A 22,718-nucleotide genomic window follows, 5' to 3' on the forward strand; every position below is an offset into this window, starting at 1 on the left:
GGTATTTCCCCGGTCAGTTCGCCGCCGCGGTCTGCGCGGAATTGATGGATGCGGTGACGTTGGTGACGAGCGCCTTGACCGACTGCGTGGTGGCATCGAAGACAGGCGCCGGATAGACGCCGAAGAAGATCACCAGCACCACCAGCGGGTAGATGATCGCCTTCTCGCGCGTCGACAGATCGAGCAGGTTCTTCAGGCTCTCCTTGGTCAGCGCCCCGAAGATCACGCGGCGGTAGAGCCAGAGCGCATAGGCTGCCGACAGGATGACGCCGGTAGCGGCGAAGAACGCCACCCAGGTGTTGACCCGAAACACGCCGAGCATGGTCAGGAACTCGCCGACGAAGCCGCTGGTGCCCGGCAGGCCGACATTGGCCATGGTGAAGATCATGAACGCGGTCGCGTATTTCGGCATGTTGTTGACCAGCCCGCCATAGGCGTCGATCTCGCGCGTATGCATGCGGTCGTAGATGACGCCGACGCACAGGAACAGCGCGCCGGAGACGAGGCCGTGGCTGAGCATCTGGAACATCGCGCCCTGCACGCCCTCCTGGTTCATCGCGAAGATGCCCATGGTGACGAAACCCATATGGGCGACCGACGAATAGGCGATGAGCTTCTTCATGTCCTCCTGCATCAGCGCCACCAGCGAGGTGTAGATGATGGCGACGACCGAGAGCGTGAAGATCAGCGGCGCGAACATCTCCGACGCCAGCGGGAACATCGGCAGCGAGAAGCGCAGGAAGCCGTATCCGCCCATCTTCAACAGGATGCCGGCCAGGATGACCGAACCCGCCGTCGGCGCCTCGACATGCGCGTCGGGCAGCCAGGTGTGCACCGGCCACATCGGCATCTTCACCGCGAAGGAGGCAAAGAAGGCGAGCCACAGCCAGGTCTGCATGTTGGCCGGGAAGCTATGCGTCAGCAGCGTGGTGATGTCGGTCGTGCCGGACTGGAAGAACATCGCCATGATGGCGAGCAGCATCAGCACCGAGCCGGCAAGCGTATAAAGGAAGAACTTGAACGAGGCATAGACGCGCCGCTTGCCGCCCCAGACACCGATTATGATGAACATCGGGATCAGGCCGCCCTCGAAGAAAACGTAGAAGAGCACGATGTCGAGCGCGCAGAACACGCCGATCATCAGCGTCTCGAGGATCAGGAAGGCGATCATGTAGGCCTTGACGCGCTTCTCGATCGCATCCCACGAGGCCAGGATGCAGAGCGGCATCAGGAAGGTGGTCAGGATGACGAACAGCATCGAGATGCCGTCGACGCCCATATGGTAGGAGATGCCCGAATCCAGCCAGGCGTGCTTCTCGACGAACTGGAAGCCGGCCTGCGAATTATCGAAGCCCTTCCAGATGAACAGCGACACCACGAAGGTGAACGCCGTCGTGATGAAGGCGATCGAGCGGATGTTGCGGCGCGCGTTTTCGCTGTCGTCGCTGATCGGCAGAATGAGCAGAACACCAACCAGCGGCAGGAAGGTGACCAGCGAGAGGATTGGCCAGTCGGTCATCAGAGCATCATCCAGGTGACGAGAGCGGCCACGCCGATCAGCATGGCGAAGGCATAGTGGTAGAGGTAGCCGGTCTGCAATTTGACGACGCGGTTGGTGACGTCGACGACGCGCGCCGAGATGCCGTCGGGGCCGAGCCCGTCGATGATGGCGCCGTCACCGGTCTTCCATAGGAACCGGCCGAGGCGCTTCGCCGGCCGCACGAAAAGGAAGTCGTAGAGCTCGTCGAAATACCATTTGTTGAGCAGGAAGCCGTAGAGCAGGCGATGGTTGGCGGCGACGCTCCAGGGCAGTTCCGGCGAGCGGATGTAGAACTTCCACGCGACCGCAAAGCCGATGACCATGGCGATGAACGGAGCCAGTTCCACCCACAACGGCAATTCGTGGATCTCGTGCAGGATGTGGTTGTCCGGCAGCGTGAACAGCGAGGCCTTCCAGAACTCGGCATAGCCCTCGCCGATGAAGGCGCCGTGGAAAATGACACCGGCAAACAGCGCGCCGGCAGCCAGCACGTAGAGCGGCACCAGCATCACCGGCGGCGATTCATGCACGTGATGCATGACCTCGTGGCTGGCGCGCGGCTCGCCGTGGAAGGTCATGAAGATCAGTCGCCAGGAATAGAAGCTTGTGAAGGCGGCGGCGATCACGAGCAGCACGAAGGCAAAGCCCGCGACCGCGTTGTGGCTGGCAAAGGACGCTTCGATGATGGCGTCCTTGGAGAAGAAGCCGGCGGTGCCGATCACCGTCGCCGGGATGCCGACGCCGGTCAGCGCCAGGGTGCCGATCACCATCATCCAGTAGGTCTTGGGGATGAGCGTCCTCAACCCGCCCATCAGGCGCATGTCCTGCTCGTCGGAGACGGCGTGGATGACCGAGCCCGAGCCGAGGAAGAGCAGCGCCTTGAAGAAGGCATGCGTGAACAGATGGAAGATCGCCGCGCCATAGGCGCCGACGCCGAGCGCCACGAACATGTAGCCGAGCTGCGAGCAGGTCGAATAGGCGATGACGCGCTTGATGTCGTTCTGGACAAGGCCGACGGTGGCCGCGAAGAAGGCGGTGAAGGCGCCGATGAAGGTGACGACGGTCAGCGCCGAATGCGACAACTCGAACAGCGGCGAGAGCCTCGCCAGCATGAACACGCCGGCCGTCACCATGGTCGCGGCATGGATCAGCGCCGAGACGGGCGTCGGGCCTTCCATGGCATCGGGCAGCCAGGTGTGCAGCGGCACCTGCGCCGACTTGCCCATGGCGCCCATGAAGAGCAGCAGGCAGACCACCGTCAGCGCCGTGTGCTTGTCGAGCGCATGGCCTAAGAAGGTGAGCACCGCGGCTCCCTCCGGCGCGCCTTCGGCCGGAAAGAAGGAAGCTGCGTTGGCGAAGACTGTGCCGAGATTGACCGAGCCGAACAGCACGAAGACGCCGAAGATGCCGAGCGCGAAGCCGAAGTCGCCGACGCGGTTGACGACGAAGGCCTTGATCGCCGCGGCGTTGGCGGAGGGCTTCTTGTACCAGAAGCCGATCAGCAGATAGGAGGCGAGGCCGACGCCTTCCCAGCCGAAGAACATCTGCACCAGATTGTCAGCCGTCACCAGCATCAGCATCGCGAAGGTGAACAGCGACAGATAGGCGAAGAAGCGCGGCCGGTTCGGATCGTGGTGCATGTAGCCGATCGAATAGATATGGACCAGCGCCGACACGGTGTTGACGACGACCAGCATCACCACCGTCAGTGTGTCGATCCTGAGCGCCCAGGCGACGTCGAGCCCGCCCGCCTGGATCCAGCGCAGCACCGGCACGGTGAACACTTCGCCATGGCCGAAGCCGACGGTGAAGAAGGCGATCCACGACAGCACCGCCGCGATCACCAGGAAGCCGGAAGTGATGTATTCGGATGCCTTGGCGCCGAGCGAATTGCCGAACAGGCCGACAATCAGGAAGCCGAGCAGCGGAAGGAAGACGATGGCCTGGTACATGGTTGTTCCCGTCAACCCTTCATCTGGTTCACGTCTTCGACCGCTATCGAGCCGCGGTTGCGGAAGAAGACGACAAGAATGGCAAGTCCGATCGCGGCCTCCGCCGCGGCGACCGTCAGCACGAACAGGGCGAATACCTGCCCTACGAGGTCATGCAGCGCCGCCGAGAAGGCGACGAAGTTGATGTTGACCGCGAGCAGGATCAGCTCGATCGACATCAGGATGACGATGATGTTGCGGCGGTTCAAAAAGATGCCGAACACGCCGAGCGTGAACAGGATCGCCGATACGGTCAGATAATGCGCGATGCCGACGACCATCTCAGATACCCTCGCCCGACTTGACCTTGCGGATTTCCATGCCCGTTGCCGGCGTTCGGCCGACCTGGGCGGCGATCGACTGCCGCTTGACGCCTTCCTTGTGGCGCAGCGTCAGCACGATGGCACCGATCATGGCGACCAGAAGCACGAGGCCGGCGATCTGGAAATAATAGAGATAGTCCGTGTAGAGGATGTCGCCGAGCGCCGCCGTGTTGGAGCGCGCGGCGAGGTCCGGCGTTGCCTTCGCCACCGTCGAGGCAAGCTGCGGCGCGAAGCTGTAGCCGCCGAGCACGACGATCAGTTCCGCCGCCAGGATCAGTCCGACCAGCGCGCCGATCGGCGCATATTGCAGCGCGCCCTGCTTCATCTCCGCGAAGTCGACGTCGAGCATCATGACGACGAAAAGGAACAGCACCATCACAGCGCCGACATAGACGACGAGCAGGATCATCGCCAGGAACTCGGCGCCGGTCAGCATGAACAGGCCAGCGGCATTGAAGAAGGTGAGGATCAGGAACAGCACCGAATGCACGGGGTTGCGCGACGAAATGACCATGAAGGCCGACGCCACGGCGATAAAGGCGAAGAGGTAGAAAAAGACCGCCTCTAGTCCACTCAGCATGGGGTTCCCTCGGGTTCCTGTCCGAACACTGGCTCAGCGCCCCTGCTCGATGTCGCCGCCGCCTCCGGCTGGCAAAGTTGCGTGTTCCTATCGCATGTTCCGATCGGGTTGAAAGACCCGATCGAAAGAAACATGCGACACTCTTTTCATTCCGGAGGATGATCTGGTCCGAAAGTCTGCAACTTCTCGGGGACCATCCTTTGGACGAGGCCCTCGCCCCGTCCATGCGTCAAATGTCAGCGATAGGGCGCGTCCAACGCGATGTTGCGCGCCAGCTCACGCTCCCAGCGATCGCCGTTCGCGAGCAGCTTTTCCTTGTTGTAGTAAAGCTCCTCGCGCGTTTCGGTCGCGAATTCGAAATTCGGCCCCTCGACGATGGCGTCGACCGGGCAGGCTTCCTGGCAGAAGCCGCAATAGATGCACTTCACCATGTCGATATCGTAGCGCACGGTGCGCCGCGTACCGTCGTTGCGGCGCGGGCCGGCTTCGATGGTGATCGCCTGTGCCGGACAGATCGCCTCGCAAAGCTTGCAGGCGATGCAGCGCTCCTCCCCATTGGGGTAGCGGCGCAGCGCGTGCTCGCCGCGGAAGCGCGGGCTGGTCGGTCCCTTCTCGTGCGGATAGTTGATCGTCTCCTTCGGCGCAACGAACTGGCGCATCGACAGGAAGAAGGCGCTGACGAAATCCTTCAGCAACAGGGCCTTTGCGGCTTGGGCAAGAGCGGACATCACGCAAACCCTGTGATCTTGAGGAAGGCCGCGGTGGCGACGACCATGAACAGCGAGATCGGCAGGAAGACCTTCCAGCCTAGCCGCATCAGCTGATCATAGCGGTAGCGCGGCACAAACGCCTTCACCATCGAGAACATGAAGAACACCAGGCAGACCTTGAGCACGAACCAGATCAGGCCCGGCACCCAGGTGAAGGGCGCGAAGTCGAACGGTGGCAGCCAGCCGCCGAGGAACAGGATGGTGGCCAGCGCGCACATCAGGACGACGGCGACGTACTCGCCCAGGAAGAAGAGCAGGAACGGCGTCGACGAATATTCGACCATGTGTCCGGCGACGAGTTCCGATTCCGCTTCCACCAGATCGAAGGGCGGACGGTTCGTCTCGGCCAGCGCCGAGATGAAGAACACGATGAACATCGGGAACAGCGACAGCCAGTGCCAGTCGAGGAAGGTGTTGGGCAGGCCGAGCTTGGTGCCGAGGCCATCCTGCTGCGAGAGCACGATGTCGGAGAGGTTGAGCGAGCCGACGCAAAGCAGCACGGTGACGATGACGAAGCCGATCGACACCTCGTAGGACACCATCTGCGCGGCTGAGCGCAGCGCGCCCAGGAACGGATATTTCGAGTTCGACGCCCAGCCGCCCATGATCACGCCGTAGACCTCGAGCGAGGAGATGGCGAAAACATAAAGGATGCCGACATTGATGTTAGCGATAGCCCAGCCTTGATTGACCGGAATGACCGCCCAGGCCGAGATCGCGAGCACGGCTGAGACCAGTGGCGCCAGCAGGAAGACGCCCTTGTTGGCGCCCGACGGGATCACCGGCTCCTTGAAGACGAATTTCAAAAGGTCGGCGAAGGCCTGCAGCGTGCCCCAGGGACCGACCACGTTCGGGCCGCGGCGCAGCTGCACCGCAGCCCAGATCTTGCGGTCGGCATAAAGCACGTAAGCCACGAAGATCAAAAGAACGACGATCAGCACGACCGACTTCAACAGGATCAGCAGCGCCGGCAGCACGTAGAAGGAAAAGAAGGTGTCCATGCTTATTCCGCCGCCTGCTTGAAGCCGCTCTTGGCCAGCGCCGAGCACTCAGCCATCACGGCCGAGGCCCGCGCGATCGGGTTGGTGAGATAGAAGTCCTTCACCGGCGAGGTGAAGGTGCCCTTGTTCAAGCGCCCGCCGAGCTTCGCCGCCCTGGCAACGCCGTCGGCGCTGCCCGCCGCGACATGATCGACGCGGGCAAGATGCGGGTATTCGCCATAGAGCTTGGCGCGCAGCTGCGCCAGCGAATCGAACGGCAGCTTCTTGCCGAGCACATCCGACAGCGCCCGCAGGATCGCCCAGTCCTCGCGCGCTTCGCCCGGGGCGAAACCGGCGCGGTTGGTCTGCTGCACGCGGCCTTCCGTGTTGACATAGGTGCCGGACTTTTCGGTGTAGGCAGCAGCCGGCAGGATGACATTGGCGCGGTGTGCGCCCGCATCGCCATGCGTGCCGATATAGACGACGAAGGCGCCGCCGGTCTTGGCCATGTCGATCTCGTCGGCGCCAAGCAGGAACAGGAGATCCGTCGCGCCCAGCATGCCGGCGACATTCTTGCCGCCCTCGCCCGGCACGAAGCCGACGTCGAGCCCGCCGACTCTGGCCGCCGCGTTGTGCAGCACCGCGAAGCCGTTCCAGTCGGCCGTGACGGCATTGACGGCCATCGCCAGCCTTGCCGCCTGGCCGAGCACTGCCGCGCCGTCCGAGCGCGCCAGGGCGCCCTGGCCGACGATAATCAGCGGATGCGCTGCATTCTTCAGCACCTCGAAGAACTTGCCTTTGCCGTCGGCCAAGTCCTTCAAGGATTCTGGGCCGGCGCCGATGAGCTCGTAATCATAGCGCGTGTCGCCGATCTCGCCGATGACGCCGATCGGCAGGTTGCCGACGCGCCAGCGCTTGCGGATGCGGGCGTTGAGCACCGAGGCCTCGAAGCGCGGATTGGCGCCGACGATCAGCACCGCGTCGGCCTGCTCGATGCCTTCGATGGTCGGATTGAAGATGTAGCTCGCACGGCCGAGCGACGGATCGAGCGCAGCGCCGTCCTGGCGGCAGTCGATGTTCTTGGAGCCGAGCGCCGCCATCAAAAGCTTGAGCGCATAGATTTCCTCAACCGCGGCGATGTCGCCGGCGATCGCACCGACGCGCTCAGGGGCGGTCTTCGACACCTCGTTCTTGATCGCCGCGAAGGCTTCCGCCCAGCTTGCCGGAGCAAGCTTGCCGTTCTTGCGAACGTAGGGACGATCGAGGCGCTGGGTGCGCAGGCCATCCCAGATGAAGCGCGTCTTGTCCGAGATCCACTCCTCGTTCACGGCCTCGTTGACGCGCGGCAGGATGCGCATCACCTCGCGGCCGCGGCTATCGACGCGGATCGCCGAGCCGACGGCGTCCATGACGTCGATCGACTCCGTCTTGGTCAGCTCCCACGGCCGCGCCTGGAAGGCGAACGGCTTGGAGGTCAGCGCGCCGACCGGGCAAAGGTCGATGACGTTGCCCTGGAGCTCCGAGGTCATCGCCTGTTCGAGATAGGTGGTGATCTCGGCATCCTCGCCGCGGCCGATCAGGCCGAGTTCGGAGATGCCGGCGACCTCGGTGGTGAAGCGGACGCAGCGCGTGCAGTGGATGCAGCGGTTCATCACCGTCTTGACCAGCGGACCGATATACTTGTCTTCGACCGCCCGCTTGTTCTCATGGTAGCGCGAGGAGTCGACGCCGAAGGCCATCGCCTGGTCCTGCAGGTCGCACTCGCCGCCCTGGTCGCAGATCGGGCAATCCAGCGGATGGTTGATCAGCAGGAACTCCATCACGCCTTCGCGGGCCTTCTTGACCATCGGCGTGTTGGTGAAGATTTCCGGCGCTTCGCCATTCGGGCCGGGGCGCAGGTCGCGCACGCCCATGGCGCAGGAGGCCTGCGGCTTGGGCGGGCCACCCTTCACCTCGATCAGGCACATGCGGCAATTGCCGGCGATGGACAACCGCTCATGGAAGCAGAAGCGCGGCACTTCCGCGCCGGCGTCCTCGGCCGCCTGCAGCAGCGTGTAGTGGTCGGGTACCGTGATCTCTTTCCCGTCGACCTTGAGCTTTGCCATTCGCCTCAAACCCTCGCGGATTTCCCGCAACCTTTCGTTCCGGGGCGCGACTGCGCCCGGCATTTCATCTCACTATTTGGCGGCCAGCGCCGACGCTTGGCCAGTCCAGTCGTCGCGGCCGACGCGGCCGGCGAGCGACAGGTAATCCTCGACCCAGGCGATCTCTTCCAAGGTCCAGGTAGCGATCTGGTCGTAGGACCAGATGCCAAGATCATTCAGCACCTTCTCCAGCTTCGGCCCGATGCCCGATATCGCCTTCAGGTCGGACGGCTTTGCCGGCTTGTCGATCGCCTTGGGCTGTCTGAAATCTTCCGGCATCAGACCGGTCGCGGCCGTTCCGGCTACCGTGTCGCCTCTCGCGTCGAGCGCCTTCTCAGCGCTGGCGTTCGCCGCGATGTCGGTCACATCCCTGGCGAAGGTCTGCGCCTCGGCGATCAGCGTCTCGGTCGCTTTGCGCGCCTTGGACGAATTGTTGGCCGCCTCGGTCCGCGCCTCGAGATCGTCGAGGAATGGCTGGAGCATGCGCTGCGAGGCTTCGACGGCGCCGGAGAGCGCGCCCATCCAGACACCCAGGGCATGGTTGGCAAACCCGATGCCTACCGCCGATAGTGCAGCCACGCCCGCGACAGGATGCGCCATCAGATTGACGGCGCTGGCCATCTCCCTCGGCATCATCTTGGTCAGGTCCTGGTTCATCTTCTCGAGTTCGTTCAAATAAGGCATCAGCGGGTAGGCTATCGAATACGGCGCCATAGACATCTCCTGGTCGTTTCTTCGTACGCCCCGCCCCTGCTTTCCGTCCCGGGCAATGCCCGTCTTGCAAATCTATTCCGCCGCCACCATCACCGGCTCGACCCGGTGCGCGTTGCGCGAAAACTCGTCGATGCGGCGCTCCACCTCGCCACGGAAATGCCGCATCAGGCCCTGGATCGGCCAAGCCGCGGCATCGCCCAGCGCGCAGATCGTATGGCCCTCGATCTGTTTGGTGACATCGAGCAGCATGTCGATCTCGCGCTTCTGCGCTTCGCCGCGCACCAGCCGTTCCATCACCCGCCACATCCAGCCGGTGCCTTCGCGGCACGGCGTGCACTGGCCGCAGCTCTCATGCTTGTAGAAGTAGGAAAGCCTGGCGATCGCCTTCACGATATCGGTCGACTTGTCCATGACGATGACAGCCGCCGTGCCGAGGCCGGATTTGAGGTCGCGCAATGCATCGAAATCCATCGGCGCGTCGATGATCTGCTCGGCCGGCACCAGCGGCACCGAAGCGCCGCCCGGGATGACCGCGAGCAGATTGTCCCAGCCGCCGCGAATGCCGCCGCAATGCGTCTCGATCAGTTCGCGGAAGGGGATCGACATCGCCTCTTCGAAGGTGCACGGATTGTTGACGTGCCCGGACACGCAGAAGAGCTTGGTGCCGGCATTGTTCGGCCGGCCGAAGGACGAGAACCAGGCAGCACCCCGGCGCAGGATCGTCGGCGCGACGGCGATGGATTCGACGTTGTTGACCGTGGTCGGGCAGCCATAAAGGCCGACATTGGCCGGGAATGGCGGCTTCAGTCGCGGCTGGCCCTTCTTGCCCTCGAGGCTTTCGAGCAGCGCCGTCTCCTCGCCGCAAATATAGGCGCCGGCGCCGTGGTGCATATAGACGTCGAAGTCGTAGCCGGAGGTGTTGTTCTTGCCGATGAGCTTGGCCGCATAAGCCTCGTCGATGGCGCGCTGCAGCGCCTCGCGCTCGCGGATGAACTCGCCGCGCACATAGATGTAAGCAGCGACCGCGCCCATGGCGAAACCGGCGACCAGCGCGCCCTCGACCAGCGTATGCGGATCGTTGCGCAGAATGTCACGGTCCTTGCAGGTGCCGGGCTCGGATTCGTCGGCATTGATGACGAGATAGCTCGGCCGGCCATCGCTCTGCTTGGGCATGAACGACCATTTCAGGCCGGTCGGGAAGCCGGCGCCGCCACGGCCGCGCAGGCCGCTTGCCTTCATTTCGTTGATGATCCAGTCGCGTCCCTTGGCGATCAGGCCGGGTGTATCGTCCCACATGCCGCGCGCCTGCGCTCCGGCCAGCGACTTGTCGAAGAGGCCGTAGATGTTGGTGAAGATGCGGTCTTTGTCCTGAAGCATTGTTCGTCCCTCAGACCGGCTTCTTGCCGAAGACGCGGATGTACTCGGCGACGCCGCCCTTGGCGAGCGCCTTGGCCTGCTTCGCCCAGTCGTCGCGCTCGATACGGCCGCGGAAATTGAGATAGCCGTCGACCCATTCGCGCTCGGCCTTCCTCCACGCAGAGACCTGCGCGAAAGTATAAATGCCAAGCGAATGCAGGACGCCTTCGATCTTCGGACCGACACCGGAGATCAGCTTCAGATCGTCGACCGTTGCCGGACGCGCGATCCCGGCCGGGCGGTTCTTGTCCTCGAGCGAAGGCTTGGCCGTCTTGGTCGCAGGCTGCTTCGCTTCCGGCGACTTGAAGGCGGACGCCGGCTCGGCCTTGGCCTTCGGCCCGCTGCGCGGCTTCGAAACCGCCTCGACTTCCGGAGAAGCCTGGTTGGCATTGGCTGCGGAGTGGCGCGGCGCCCTGACGCTGGCCGCCTTCTCGGTGGCGGGCGAAACCTTGACCGGCGACGGTGTCCTTAGTGCCGGACTGGTTTCGGGCGCGTCGGTTTTCGGCTTGCCGGATTTCGATGGCCCGACAGGGGCTGAGGGCGGCGCGGCAGGCGCCTGCGAGACGACTGCGGCGGATGCAGCAGCGGGCGCTGCGGCAGCGGCTTGTCTGGCTGCCTTCGCGGCGGCCTTGGCTTCCTTGTCGCGGGTGGATTTCAGGATTGCCTTCTCGCTCTTCAGCGTCGTCAGGCCCGTGGCCGGCTCCGAACCGATGCGGCCGTTCTGCGGACCGGGCTTCACCTCGGCGCCTTTGCCGGCTTCATAGAGATCGATGATCTCGGCAAGGCGCTCCGGCGTCAGGTCTTCGAACGTGTCCTTGAAGATCATGACCATCGGCGCGTTGACGCAGGCGCCGAGGCATTCGACTTCCTCCCACGACAGCGTGCCCTTGTCGTTGGTATTGAACTGGTCGTGATGGATCTTAGACCGGCACACATCCATCAGCGCTTCCGAGCCGCGCAGCATGCAGGGCGTGGTGCCGCAGACCTGGATATGGGCGCGGGTGCCGATCGGATTGAGCTGGTATTGCGTGTAGAAGGTCGCGACCTCGAGGCCGCGGATGCGCGGCATGCCGAGCATATCCGAGATCGTCTCGATCGCCGCCTTCGTCACCCAGCCTTCCTGTTCCTGAGCGATCATGAGCAACGGGATGATGGCCGACTGCTCGCGTCCCTTCGGGTATTTGGCGATCCACTGCTGCGCCGCCGCGGCGTTCGCCTCGTTGAAGGCGAAGGAGGCTGGCTGGACGCTGGCATCTGCGAGACGGCGGACTGACATTTAGCGATCGACCTCACCAAACACGATGTCGAGGGAGCCAAGCACGGCGGTGACGTCGGCCAGCATGTGGCCGCGGCACAGGAAATCCATGGCCTGCAGATGCGCAAAACCCGGCGCGCGCAGCTTGCAGCGATAGGGCTTGTTGGTGCCGTCGGAGACGAGATAGACGCCGAACTCGCCCTTCGGCGCCTCGACAGCCGCATAGACCTCGCCGGCCGGCACGCGGTAGCCCTCGGTGTAGAGTTTGAAGTGATGGATGAGCGCTTCCATCGAGCGCTTCATCGCCGCGCGCTTCGGCGGCACCACCTTGCCGTCGAGGTTCGATACCGGGCCACCGCTTTCCTTGCCGAGCAGCAGATCGACGCACTGGCGCATGATCTTCGCCGACTGGCGCATCTCTTCCATGCGCACGAGATAACGGTCGTAACAGTCGCCGTTCTTGCCGATCGGGATGTCGAAATCCATCTCGGAATAGCATTCATAGGGCTGCGCCTTGCGCAGGTCCCAGGCGGCACCCGAGCCGCGCACCATCACGCCCGAAAAACCCCAGGCCCAGGCGTCGGCGAGCGACACCGTGCCGATGTCGACATTGCGCTGCTTGAAGATGCGGTTGCCGGTGAGCAAGGCGTCAAGGTCGTCGACCGACTTCAGGAACGGATCGATCCACTTGCCGATATCCTCGATCAGCTTCTGCGGCAGGTCCTGATGCACGCCGCCTGGCCGGAAGTAGGCCGCATGCATGCGCGAGCCGGAGGCGCGCTCATAAAACACCATCAGCTTCTCGCGCTCGACGAAGCCCCACAGCGGCGGCGTCAGCGCGCCGACGTCCATCGCCTGCGTCGTCACATTGAGGATGTGCGACATGATGCGGCCCATTTCGGAATAGAGCACGCGGATCAGCTGGCCGCGCTTCGGCACCTCGATGCCGAGCAGGCGCTCGGCCGCGAGCGCGAAGGCATGCTCCTGGTTCATCGGCGCGCAATAGTCGAGCCGGTCGAGATAGGGCACCGCCTGCAGATAGGTCTTGGCCTCGATCAGCTTCTCGGTACCGCGATGCAGCAGGCCGATATGCGGATCGACGCGATCGACCACCTCGCCGTCCAGCTCCAGCACGAGACGCAAAACCCCGTGCGCAGCAGGGTGTTGAGGCCCAAAGTTAATGTTAAAATTGCGGACGGAGGTTTCAGCCATTGTGGCGCCTCAATTTGGCTTCGCCTTTTCATCGCCCGGAAGGACGTAATCCGTTCCCTCCCACGGGCTCAAAAAGTCAAAGTTTCTAAATTCCTGCTTCAATTCCACCGGCTCATAGATGACTCGCTTGGCCTCGTCGTCGTAGCGAACCTCGACGAAGCCGGTCAGCGGGAAGTCCTTGCGCAGCGGATGCCCTTCAAAGCCGTAGTCGGTGAGGATGCGGCGCAGGTCCGGATGGCCGGAGAAGAGCACGCCGTAGAGATCATAGGTCTCGCGCTCGAACCAGTCGGCGCCGGGATAGACGCCGGTCAGCGACGGCACCAGCGTCTCCTCGTCGGCCTGGACCTTGAGGCGGATGCGGACGTTCTGCTTCGGCGACAACAGGTGGTAGACGACGTCGAAGCGCTTGGCACGCGACGGATAGTCGGCGCCGCAAATGTCGATGATCGAGACGAACTGGCAGCGCGGGTCGTCGCGCAGGAAGGTCGCGACCTCGGTCAAGTTGCCCGGCTCGACGCAAACCGTCAGTTCGCCATAAGCAAGCACCGTTTCGCCGATGCGGCCGGAGAGCTTCTCGCCGAGATAGGTGGAGAGTTCGTGCAACGCCAAGGCCATTGGTTCACCGTTCGATCGTGCCGGTGCGGCGGATCTTCTTCTGCAACAGGAGAATGCCGTAGAGCAGCGCTTCGGCGCTCGGCGGGCAGCCGGGGACATAGATGTCGACCGGCACGATGCGGTCGCAGCCGCGCACCACCGAATAGGAATAGTGATAATAGCCGCCGCCATTGGCGCACGAACCCATCGAGATGACGTAGCGCGGCTCCGGCATCTGGTCGTAGACCTTGCGCAGCGCCGGCGCCATCTTGTTGGTCAGTGTGCCCGCGACGATCATGATATCGGACTGGCGCGGAGACGCGCGCGGCGCGACGCCGAACCTCTCTGAGTCATAGCGCGGCATCGAGGTGTGGATCATCTCGACCGCGCAGCAGGCGAGACCGAAGGTCATGAACATCAGCGAGCCGCTGCGCGCCCAAGTGATCAGCGCCTCGGTCGAGGTGACAAGGAAGCCCTTGTCGGCCAGCTCATTATTGATCTCGAGGAAGAAGGGATCGTCCTCCCCCACCGGCCTGCCGGTGTTGGGATCGATGATGCCCTTGGGCTTCGGCGCGACGAGGGTGCCTGAACTGTCGTTCAATCCCATTCTAGCGCTCCTTTTTTCCATTCATAGGCAAAGCCGATGGTCAGCACCGCCAGGAACACCATCATCGACCAGAAGCCGAGCATGCCGAGCTTGGAGAAGGACACCGCCCACGGGAACAGGAAGGCGACCTCGAGATCGAAGATGATGAACAGGATAGACACCAGATAGAAGCGGATGTCGAACTTCATGCGGGCGTCGTCGAACGAGTTGAACCCGCATTCATAGGCGGAAAGCTTTTCCGGATCGGGATTGCGGTAGGCAACCAGGAACGGCGCAACGATCAGCGCCAGGCCGACGACCATCGCCACTGCGATGAAGAGCACGATGGGCAGATACGAACTTAGGAGTGCGCTCATGCGGCGACTTTCCTTCGGCGGCCAGTTCACTCTGATTACAGCAACGGACTCTAAGGCGGAAGCGTGACAGTTTAACCCGCTGAACCGTTTTAGGTGGCCTATGCTGCGACGCGGCGAGGGTTAGCGCAGCGGTTTCGGCGACGCAAGTCAAACCTTGTTCAAAATCCGGCGCTGGACGCCATATCGGAAGAAACTGGTCCGATCCGCTCCTGTTTGATTTCCTTCATGTTTTACTCCACTTTTCTATCCTGACATATCTCCCGCCATTTGCCTGCTAGCATGGCCGGAATCACCGACTGGAAACCCCGGCAAAGGATCGGTAGCTGGATGAAGGAAAAGATCTCGCTCGCCGCAGCAAGGCGCATTGCGCTCGGTGCGCAGGGTTTTACCGATGCGCGGCCTGCCGGCACGCCCGATCGTCGCCATCTCGCCCGCGTGCTTTCCCGAACTGGCCTGCTGCAGATCGATTCCGTCAGCGCCGTGGTGCGCGCCCACTATATGCCGCTCTATTCGCGCCTCGGCCCCTACCCGCTTGCGCTGCTCGACAACGCGGCCGTCACCCGCAAGCGAACCGTCTTCGAATACTGGGCCCATGAGGCTTCCTTCCTGCCCGTCGAGACCTATCCGTTGATGCGCTGGCGCATGCAGCGCGCCGAGCAAGGCGAGGAAATGTATCTCGGCCTCGCCAAATGGGGCCGCGAGCGCAAGGCGATGATCGAGGAGATCTACGGCCAAGTCGCGCAACGCGGGCCGATCGCCGCCTCCGACATCGAAGGCCACAAGGGCAATGGCGGCTGGTGGGGCTGGAGCGAGGCCAAGCACGCTTTCGAATGGCTGTTCTGGGCCGGGCGCATCACCACCGCCTACCGGCGCGGATTCGAGCGCTATTACGACCTGCCCGAGCGGGTTCTGCCGCAGGCCGTGCTCGACCTGCCGGTGCCCTCGGTCGAGGACGCGCATCGCGAATTGCTGCGCATTTCCGCGCGCGCCCACGGCATCGCCACCTATGGCGACCTGCGCGACTATTTCCGCCTGGCGCCGGGCGATACGAAGGCCAGGATCGAGGAACTGGTCGAGGTGGGCGAACTGGTGCCGATGAAGGTCGAAGGCTGGGACAAGCCCGCCTATCTCCACAAGGACGCCCGCTTTCCGCGCCGCATCGAGGCCCGCGCCCTGCTCGCGCCCTTCGATCCGGTGGTTTTCGAACGCACCCGGACGGAAAAACTCTTCGGCTTCCGCTACCGCATCGAGATCTACACGCCGGCCGAGAAGCGCCAGTACGGCTACTACGTGCTGCCTTTCCTGCTCGGCGACCGCATCGTTGCCCGGGTCGATCTGAGAGCTGACCGCCCGGCCGGCGTGCTGCGCGTCCATGCGGCTTTTGCCGAAGCCGGCGCTCCCGCCGAAACGGCCGCACAGCTCTTCGATGAGTTGAAACAGATGCAGGCATGGCTCGGCTTGGAAACCATCGAGGTGACGCCGGCCGGCGACCTTGGGCCGGCGTTGGCCGACATTTCGGTGTCGTAGCCGCGCGTTGACATGCCAGCACCTCTAAGCCTAAATCCGCCGCAGACGGTCTCCTCCCGGCAAGGGGAGGAGCCAAGAGGGAATGCGGTGCGGGAAAACCCAAATCCGCGGCTGTCCCCGCAACTGTGAGCGACGAGCCTCAGCCGAAAACCACTGGGATGTTTCCCGGGAAGGCGGCGCAAGGCGACGACCCGCGAGCCAGGAGACCTGCCGTCTGAGACATGAGAATCCGATCGCTCGGCGGGTTTTCCGGGCAAGGAGCCTGGTTTTGGATCGCAACGTCAGTTTTCCGGCTAATACCGCGGACATTTCGTCCGAACCCCGCGACGCGCTATCGGAAGTGACCGTCATCGTCTGCTCCTCCTGCCGCGATGAGACCGGTTCGGACGCGCATCCGCGCGCCGGCGCCCTCCTTGCCGAAGACGCGCGCCGCGCCGCGCCGGACGAGAAAATCCGCATCCGCACCGTCGAGTGTCTCGGCAATTGCAAACGCCGCCTGAGCGCGGCGCTGCTGCGCGACGGCTGCTGGAGCTATGTCTTCGGTGACCTGGAAACGACCAGCGGCGCCGACCTCGTCACCGGCGCAAAGCTCTTTGCCACCTCGACCGACGGCCTCATCCCCTGGCGAGGCCGGCCCGATTCCCTCAAGCGCGGCCTGGTTGCCCGCATCCCTCCCCTCGACCTGCTGAAGGACTGACATGACCGCATCCCTCTCCCGTGTTCCCTGCACTGTCGTCACCGGCTTTCTCGGCGCCGGCAAGACCACGCTGATCCGCAACCTGCTCGAAAACGCCAAGGGCAAGCGGCTGGCGATCATCGTCAACGAATTCGGCGATGTCGGCATCGACGGCGAGATCCTGAAAGGCTGCGGCATCGACACCTGCCCAGAGGAAAACATCGTCGAGCTCGCCAATGGCTGCATCTGCTGCACCGTCGCCGACGATTTCGTGCCGGCGCTCGACCAGATCCTGTCGCGCACGCCGAAGGTCGACCACATCCTGATCGAAACCTCCGGCCTCGCTTTGCCGAAGCCGCTCGTCCAGGCCTTCCAGTGGCCGACGGTGAAGAGCCGCGTGACGGTCGATGGCGTCATCGCCGTGGTCGACGGTCCGGCGCTGGCCGACGGCCGCGTCGCCGCCGATATGGACGCCCTGCAGGCGCAGCGCGCCGCCGACGATTCCCTCGACCACGATGATCCGGTCGAAGAGGTGTTCGAGGACCAGATCGCTTGCGCCGACCTGATCATCCTGTCGAAGAGCGATCTGATGGACGCGGCCGGCTCGGAGCGCGCCAACGCCGTCATCGGCGAGCACGTGGCGCGCGCCGTCAAGGTCGTACCGACCGCACAGGGCAAGGTCGACCCGTCGGTGCTGCTCGGTCTTGGCCTCGCCGTCGAAGACGACATCGAGAACCGCAAGACCCATCACGATGACGAGCTCGACCATGAGCATGACGATTTCGACTCCTTCGTCCTCGATATCCCGTCCATCGCCAGTCCGGATGAGCTGGCAAAGCGCGTCGCTCTCGCCGCCGAGCAGGAAAACGTTCTGCGCGTCAAAGGCTTTGTCGAGGTGGGTGGCAAGCCGATGCGGCTGCTGCTCCAGGCCGTCGGCCCGCGCGTCAACCACTATTACGACCGCGCCTGGACGTCGAACGACGACCGCCGATCGCGGCTCGTCGTCATCGGCCTCAAAGGGCTGAACCGCCGGGCGATCGAGCGTATCCTCGCCGGCTGAGGCAAGACCGAACCGCGATGCACATCCTCACCACGACATCCGCCTCGCTCGACGATCTCGCCGAGCCGATCGACCTCAGGCAGACGCCTGCGGATGTCGTGGCACTGTCCTTCACCGACAGCGATCTCGCCGGCCTCGCCGCTGCGTGGAAGGCCGACGCCGCGCGGCTGCCGTCGATGCGGCTGGCAGCACTTCGCGATCTCCGCCACCCGATGTCGGTGGATCTCTGGATCGACAGCGTCGCGCGCCATGCCAGGGTCGTCCTGGTCCGCATTCTCGGCGGCTACGACTGGTGGCGCTACGGCTGCGACCAGCTCGCAGCGGTTGCGCGCGAGCGAAATATCAAACTGGCGCTGCTGCCGGGCGAAAGCCACGACGAGGATCTGCGGCTGATCGAAGGCTCGACCCTGCCGCGCGCCGAACTCGACGCCCTGCTCGGCTATTTCCGCGAAGGCGGCCCGGCGAACATGAGCGCGCTGGTGCAAAGACTGGCAAGGCTCGCCGGGTCGGATACGGCCGTGGCCGAGCCGGTGAGCGTGCCGAAGGCGGGGTACTATCAACCAGGAATCGGAGTTGTCGCGAAATCAGTCTTCTTGAACGTCGGCGATCCGTCACACCCCCCTCTGTCCTGCCGGACAGAGGGGGGTGTGACGGACCTCAACATCGACAGCGTCGGTGCCCCCGTCATCCCCATCCTCTTCTACCGTTCGATGCTGCTCGCCGCCGACGTCGCCCCAATCGATGCACTCGCAGATGCCTTTCGCTCGCAGGGCATGACGCCAATGCCGATCTTCGTTTCGAGCCTCAAGGACCCGGTATCGCTGGCTTTCGTCGAAACCGCCATCGCCTCGCTGAACCCGTCCGCCATCGTCACTGCAACCGCCTTCGCCTCCGGTGCCGAGCCGGGTGCCGAAACGCTCTTCGACCGCGCCGGCGTGCCCGTGTTCCAGGTCATCGTCGCCACGACGCGGCGCGAAGTCTGGGAGAAAAACCAGCGCGGCCTGGCGCCCGCCGACCTTGCCATGCATGTCGTGCTGCCCGAGCTCGATGGCCGTATCCTCGCCGGCGCGATCTCCTTCAAGGGCGAGATTGACACCGATCCGGCGCTGGCCTTCCGCGCCTTCACCAACCGTCCCGAGGCGGATCGCGTCGCGCAGGTCGCCGCCCGCATCGCCGCCTTCCTCCGCCTTCAACGGACGCAGCGGGCGGAACGCAAGCTGGCGATCCTGATTCCGGATTATCCAAGCGCGCCCGGACGCACCGGCTATGCTGTCGGCCTGGATGTGCCGTCGAGCGTGCTCGCCATGCTGCATGACCTGAAGGAACAGGGCTATACGGTTGACAGGATTCCGCAATCGCCGCGCAGATTGCTGGATGTGTTGGAGGTGGGTGGACTTGGTCTCACCTTACAGGAATATCTCGCCTTTTCGGCAGCGCTTCCCGAAGGTGCACGCGACACGGTTGAGGCAGCATGGGGAAGAGCCAACGGCAAAGCTCACGTCAATGCGCCCCCCTCTGTCCTGCCGGACATCTCCCCCTCTAGGGGGGAGATTGCGCCTGCATCGATGCTTTCGCCAATCATCAACGCTGGAGGAGAAGCGCCGTCAGCGAAACTGCCAATCTCCCCCCTTGAGGGGGAGATGTCCGGCAGGACAGAGGGGGGTGTTCAAGCGCCTCCTTCCGCAAGCTTCCCCTTCCGCGCCGCCACCTTCGGCAACGTTACCGTGGCGCTGGCCCCCGACCGTGGTCGCTCCGCAGACCGCCGCGCCGACTACCACGACCCGACCCTTCCCCCGCGCCACGAACTGATCGCCTTCGGCCTGTGGCTGCAAAAGTCGCTCGGCGTCCACGCCATCGTCCATGTCGGCGCGCATGGCACGCTGGAATGGCTGCCGGGCAAGACGGTCGCGCTCTCCGACACCTGCTTTCCCGAGATCGTCACCGGCTCGCTGCCGGTTGTCTATCCCTTCATCGTCTCCAATCCTGGCGAGGCGGCGCAGGCCAAGCGCCGCATCGCGGCCGTCACGCTCGGTCATCTGCCGCCGCCGCTGACCGGCGCCGGGCTCGACGAGGCGCAACAGAGGCTTGAGCGGCTGGTCGACGAATACGCACAAGCCGACGGGCTCGACCGCCGCCGCCGCGACCGACTCGCAAGGCTGATCGTCGAAACGGCGCAGAAGACAGGCCTTGCTTCTGAAGCCGGAGTTGCCGGAACCGATGCGCCGGACGAGGCGCTGCGCCGCATCGACGCGTGGCTGTGCGACCTCAAGGATTTTGCCGTCAAGGACGGGCTGCATGTCTATGGCCGCGCGCCCGATGACGAAGCCGATCCGCTGCGCCGCCAAAGCGCCGAGACCGAAAAAAGCGCCCTGCTCGCTGCGCTCGACGGCCGTCACATCAAAGCCGGACCGGCAGGCGCGCCGGCGCGCGGCCGTTCCGACGTGCTGCCCACCGGCCGCAACCTTTTCACCTCAGATCCGCGCACCATGCCGACGTCGACCGCCTGCGATCTCGGGCAGGCGGCGGCGGAAGAAGTCGTGCGCAGCTACATGCAGAGCCATGGCGATTGGCCGCGCTCGCTGGTCATCGACCTCTGGGGCTCGGCGTCGTTGCGCACCGGCGGCGAGGAGATCGCGCAAGGCCTCGCGCTGATGGGCTGCCGGCCGCAATGGGATGCCGCCACGGGTCGCGTCACCGGCATCGAGGTGCTGCCGCCAGCTTCGCTCGGCCGCCCGCGCGTCGACGTCACCTGGCGCATCTCCGGCCTGTTTCGCGATATGTTCCCGATCCAGATCGCGCTGATCGACGCCGCCGCCAGCGCCGTCGCCGGCCGCGACGAGGACGATTCGGAAAATCCGCTTGCCGCCGCGGCCCGTGCCCAAGGCAAGATCGGTCCGCGCATTTTCGGTACCTCGCCCGGCACTTACGGCGCCGGGGTAGAGGAATTGCTGTCGCGGGGCGAATGGAGCGCGCGCGAAGAGATCGGCCGCGCCTATCTCGAAGCAACCTCGCATGCCTATGGCGGCGCCGACGGTGAGGCCATCTCCGCGCCCGGCGTGTTCGAGGGCCGCATCGCCGAGGCGGACCTGCTTGTCCACACCGGCGACGACCCGGGCCGCGACATCCTCGAAGGTTCGGCCGATGTCGCCTTCATCGGCGGGTTTTCGGCCGCACTTGCCGCGCTTGGCAGGAATGCCGATGTCATCGTGCTCGACACGACTGACCCTAAGAAGCCGAGGCCGCGATCGGTCGGCGAAGCCGTGTCACGCGTGGTGCGGGCCCGCGCCGTCAATCCGCGCTTCATTGCCGGGCAGATGCGCCACGGCCCCCGCGGCGCCTCGGAATTCGCCGAGACGGTCGACCGCCTGGTCGGCTTCGCCGAGACCACGCATGCCATATCGGGCGCGCTGATCGAGGCGGTGCACGACGCCTATATCGGCGACGCGGAAGTCCGAGCCTTCTTGCTGCGCGAAAATCCCGCCGCCGCGAAGGTCATCGCTGAGCGATTCCTGGCTGCGCGACGGCGCGGTCTCTGGCATCCGCTCAGGAATTCCATCGACGACGATCTCACGGCCTTGATCGCCGAGGCGCAGGCAAGCGGGGTGGCGGCATGAACGCCTTCTCGCGCCGCGGCGCCTGCCCTGCTTTGTCCGCACCGATGCAGACCGGCGACGGCCTGCTGGTGCGGCTCAATCCGGTTGCTGGAGGGCTTGCGCCCAAGTCGCTGATCGGTCTCTGCGAATCCGCCTTGCGCCACGGCAACGGCATCATGGAAGTGACCGCTCGCGGTAGCCTGCAGATCCGCGGCCTGACCGCATACAGCGCTGGGCTGCTGGCGGCGGAAGTGGATGCGCTGGGCATTGCGGTGCGGACGGGCGTGCCGGTGGAGACCGGGCCGCTCGCGGGTATCGACCCCCAGGAGATTGCAGATCCGCGCCCGCTGGCGGAACGGATCAGGGCGGCGGTTGAAGAGGCCGGGCTGACTCGACGGTTGGGGCCGAAGGTGTCCGTGGTCGTCGACGGCGGCGGGCAGTTGACGTTGGACGCAGTGACAGCTGATGTGCGGTTGAAGGCAGTGCACACTGCTGCTGGCGTGAAATGGGGCATGTCCGTTGCGGGCGACGCGCACGATGCAAGACCGCTCGCGACAGTCGATGCGGATGCCGCACGCGACATCGCCCTCGCAGCGCTCAGGATGGTCGCCGAGAAAGGTCGCGAGGCGCACACACGGGATTTGTCGGAGCGGCAATTGGCTTCTCTCGCAGGCTGGCATTCCTTCGCGCCCCCCTCTGTCCTGCCGGACATGTCCGGCAGGACAGAGGGGGGCGCCTTAGAGCGCCATCGCTCACCGATCGGCCTCTTTGACCTACGCGAAGGTCAAGCCCTCGGCATCGGCCTGCCCTTCGGAAGCATGCCGGCCCAGAACCTCATCGACCTCGCCGCCCGGGCCTCAGATCTGGACTCGACCGAAATCCGCCTGGCCCCAGGCCGCACCCTGCTTTTCCTCGGCCTCACCGCATCCGCCTGCCCTCCCCTCCAAGCCTCCGCGTCCGCCCTCGGCTTCATCACCGCCCCCACCGATCCGCGCACCCGCATTGCCGCCTGCCCCGGAGCGCCCGCCTGCGCCTCCGGCCGCATCGCCACCCGCGCCATCGCCGAAGAAATCGCAACGGAAAGCCCCGATCTCTTCGATGCCTCCCTCACCCTCCACATTTCCGGCTGCGCCAAGGGCTGCGCCCATCCCGGCCCAGCGGGCCTCACCCTGGTCGGCGACGAAAACGGAGCCGGACTTGTCGTGGACGGGACGGCAAAGGCCCTTCCTGCCGGATACAGGCCGGGCTATGACGCCGCGCGCGGGGTCGCCGGCATTGCGGCGGCGATCCGAAACGCACGGCATCCCGGCGAGACTGCCGCCGCTTGCCTCACAAGGCTCGGCGCGACTGAGATCGCCGAACTCTATCGACGGAACTGAA

General features: G+C 64.5%; 19 protein-coding genes and 1 riboswitch. Of the genes, 5 read left to right on the top strand and 14 right to left on the bottom strand.

Translation table 11 applies throughout. The features are described 5' to 3' along the window. Nucleotides 1-13: 13 nt before the first annotated feature. The 14 genes from CK221_RS25785 to CK221_RS25850 form a co-directional block, all read right to left on the bottom strand. Nucleotides 14-1,519 carry an NADH-quinone oxidoreductase subunit M gene (locus CK221_RS25785; RefSeq protein WP_066998796.1) on the bottom strand — a complete coding sequence of 502 codons (1,506 nt, stop codon included), beginning with the start codon at nucleotides 1,517-1,519 and terminating at the stop codon, nucleotides 14-16. Further along, entirely contained in the window at nucleotides 1,519-3,492 is a 1,974-nt protein-coding gene (gene nuoL, locus CK221_RS25790; protein ID WP_095779756.1) for an NADH-quinone oxidoreductase subunit L, read from the bottom strand. Before nuoL ends, CK221_RS25785 begins: the two co-directional genes overlap by 1 nt. Before the next feature lie 11 nt (nucleotides 3,493-3,503). Then, nucleotides 3,504-3,812 carry an NADH-quinone oxidoreductase subunit NuoK gene (gene nuoK / locus CK221_RS25795; protein ID WP_066998791.1) on the bottom strand — a complete coding sequence of 103 codons (309 nt, stop codon included), beginning with the start codon at nucleotides 3,810-3,812 and terminating at the stop codon, nucleotides 3,504-3,506. A gap of 1 nt (nucleotide 3,813) precedes the next feature. Continuing rightward, the gene (locus CK221_RS25800; RefSeq protein WP_066998787.1) at nucleotides 3,814-4,434 is read right to left on the bottom strand and encodes an NADH-quinone oxidoreductase subunit J; all 621 of its coding nucleotides are present in this window, start codon (nucleotides 4,432-4,434) and stop codon (nucleotides 3,814-3,816) included. Nucleotides 4,435-4,670: 236 nt separating this feature from the next. Continuing rightward, nucleotides 4,671-5,162 (bottom strand): NADH-quinone oxidoreductase subunit NuoI, encoded by a 492-nt coding sequence (gene nuoI, locus CK221_RS25805; protein WP_066998784.1) that lies wholly within the window; start codon nucleotides 5,160-5,162, stop codon nucleotides 4,671-4,673. After that, the gene (nuoH, locus tag CK221_RS25810) at nucleotides 5,162-6,205 is read right to left on the bottom strand and encodes an NADH-quinone oxidoreductase subunit NuoH (protein ID WP_066998780.1); all 1,044 of its coding nucleotides are present in this window, start codon (nucleotides 6,203-6,205) and stop codon (nucleotides 5,162-5,164) included. The genes nuoI and nuoH overlap by 1 nt, the downstream gene beginning before the upstream one ends. 2 nt (nucleotides 6,206-6,207) lie before the next feature. Further along, nucleotides 6,208-8,289 carry an NADH-quinone oxidoreductase subunit NuoG gene (gene nuoG, locus CK221_RS25815; protein WP_095779757.1) on the bottom strand — a complete coding sequence of 694 codons (2,082 nt, stop codon included), beginning with the start codon at nucleotides 8,287-8,289 and terminating at the stop codon, nucleotides 6,208-6,210. A gap of 72 nt (nucleotides 8,290-8,361) precedes the next feature. Further along, a complete protein-coding gene (locus CK221_RS25820; RefSeq protein WP_095779758.1) occupies nucleotides 8,362-9,042 on the bottom strand; it encodes an NADH-ubiquinone dehydrogenase in 681 nt (226 codons plus the stop codon). A gap of 72 nt (nucleotides 9,043-9,114) precedes the next feature. Further along, nucleotides 9,115-10,419: an NADH-quinone oxidoreductase subunit NuoF gene (gene nuoF, locus CK221_RS25825; protein ID WP_095779759.1), complete on the bottom strand. Its 1,305-nt coding sequence runs from the start codon at nucleotides 10,417-10,419 to the stop codon at nucleotides 9,115-9,117. Nucleotides 10,420-10,429: 10 nt separating this feature from the next. Then, nucleotides 10,430-11,734 carry an NADH-quinone oxidoreductase subunit E gene (locus CK221_RS25830; protein ID WP_095779760.1) on the bottom strand — a complete coding sequence of 435 codons (1,305 nt, stop codon included), beginning with the start codon at nucleotides 11,732-11,734 and terminating at the stop codon, nucleotides 10,430-10,432. Next, nucleotides 11,735-12,925 (bottom strand): NADH-quinone oxidoreductase subunit D, encoded by a 1,191-nt coding sequence (locus CK221_RS25835; protein ID WP_095779761.1) that lies wholly within the window; start codon nucleotides 12,923-12,925, stop codon nucleotides 11,735-11,737. 9 nt (nucleotides 12,926-12,934) lie between these two features. Then, entirely contained in the window at nucleotides 12,935-13,540 is a 606-nt protein-coding gene (locus tag CK221_RS25840; RefSeq protein WP_066998762.1) for an NADH-quinone oxidoreductase subunit C, read from the bottom strand. A gap of 4 nt (nucleotides 13,541-13,544) precedes the next feature. Further along, entirely contained in the window at nucleotides 13,545-14,126 is a 582-nt protein-coding gene (locus CK221_RS25845; protein WP_013531090.1) for an NADH-quinone oxidoreductase subunit B, read from the bottom strand. Then, nucleotides 14,117-14,482 carry an NADH-quinone oxidoreductase subunit A gene (locus tag CK221_RS25850; protein WP_027169002.1) on the bottom strand — a complete coding sequence of 122 codons (366 nt, stop codon included), beginning with the start codon at nucleotides 14,480-14,482 and terminating at the stop codon, nucleotides 14,117-14,119. The genes CK221_RS25845 and CK221_RS25850 overlap by 10 nt, the downstream gene beginning before the upstream one ends. Nucleotides 14,483-14,809: 327 nt before the next feature. On the opposite strand from CK221_RS25850, the gene CK221_RS25855 reads away from it, so the two are divergent. The 5 genes from CK221_RS25855 to cobG all read left to right on the top strand — a co-directional run bounded on the left by CK221_RS25855 (nucleotide 14,810) and on the right by cobG (nucleotide 22,717). Next, the gene (locus tag CK221_RS25855) at nucleotides 14,810-16,009 is read left to right on the top strand and encodes a winged helix-turn-helix domain-containing protein (RefSeq protein WP_095779762.1); all 1,200 of its coding nucleotides are present in this window, start codon (nucleotides 14,810-14,812) and stop codon (nucleotides 16,007-16,009) included. Between the two features lie 29 nt (nucleotides 16,010-16,038). Continuing rightward, a riboswitch (cobalamin riboswitch) is annotated at nucleotides 16,039-16,239 on the top strand. Nucleotides 16,240-16,277: 38 nt separating this feature from the next. Continuing rightward, nucleotides 16,278-16,706, top strand: coding sequence for a DUF1636 family protein (locus CK221_RS25860; protein ID WP_095779763.1), 429 nt, complete (start codon nucleotides 16,278-16,280; stop codon nucleotides 16,704-16,706). A 1-nt stretch (nucleotide 16,707) separates the two neighbouring features. Beyond that, complete coding sequence (gene cobW / locus CK221_RS25865) at nucleotides 16,708-17,745, top strand: cobalamin biosynthesis protein CobW (RefSeq protein ID WP_095779764.1); 1,038 nt, start codon at nucleotides 16,708-16,710, stop codon at nucleotides 17,743-17,745. A gap of 17 nt (nucleotides 17,746-17,762) precedes the next feature. Then, nucleotides 17,763-21,359: a cobaltochelatase subunit CobN gene (cobN, locus tag CK221_RS25870; protein WP_095779765.1), complete on the top strand. Its 3,597-nt coding sequence runs from the start codon at nucleotides 17,763-17,765 to the stop codon at nucleotides 21,357-21,359. Then, nucleotides 21,356-22,717, top strand: coding sequence for a precorrin-3B synthase (gene cobG / locus CK221_RS25875; RefSeq protein ID WP_095779766.1), 1,362 nt, complete (start codon nucleotides 21,356-21,358; stop codon nucleotides 22,715-22,717). The genes cobN and cobG overlap by 4 nt, the downstream gene beginning before the upstream one ends. Nucleotide 22,718 lies beyond the last annotated feature (1 nt).

The sequence above is a fragment of the Mesorhizobium sp. WSM3868 genome, from assembly GCF_002294785.1.
Classification (GTDB): domain Bacteria; phylum Pseudomonadota; class Alphaproteobacteria; order Rhizobiales; family Rhizobiaceae; genus Mesorhizobium.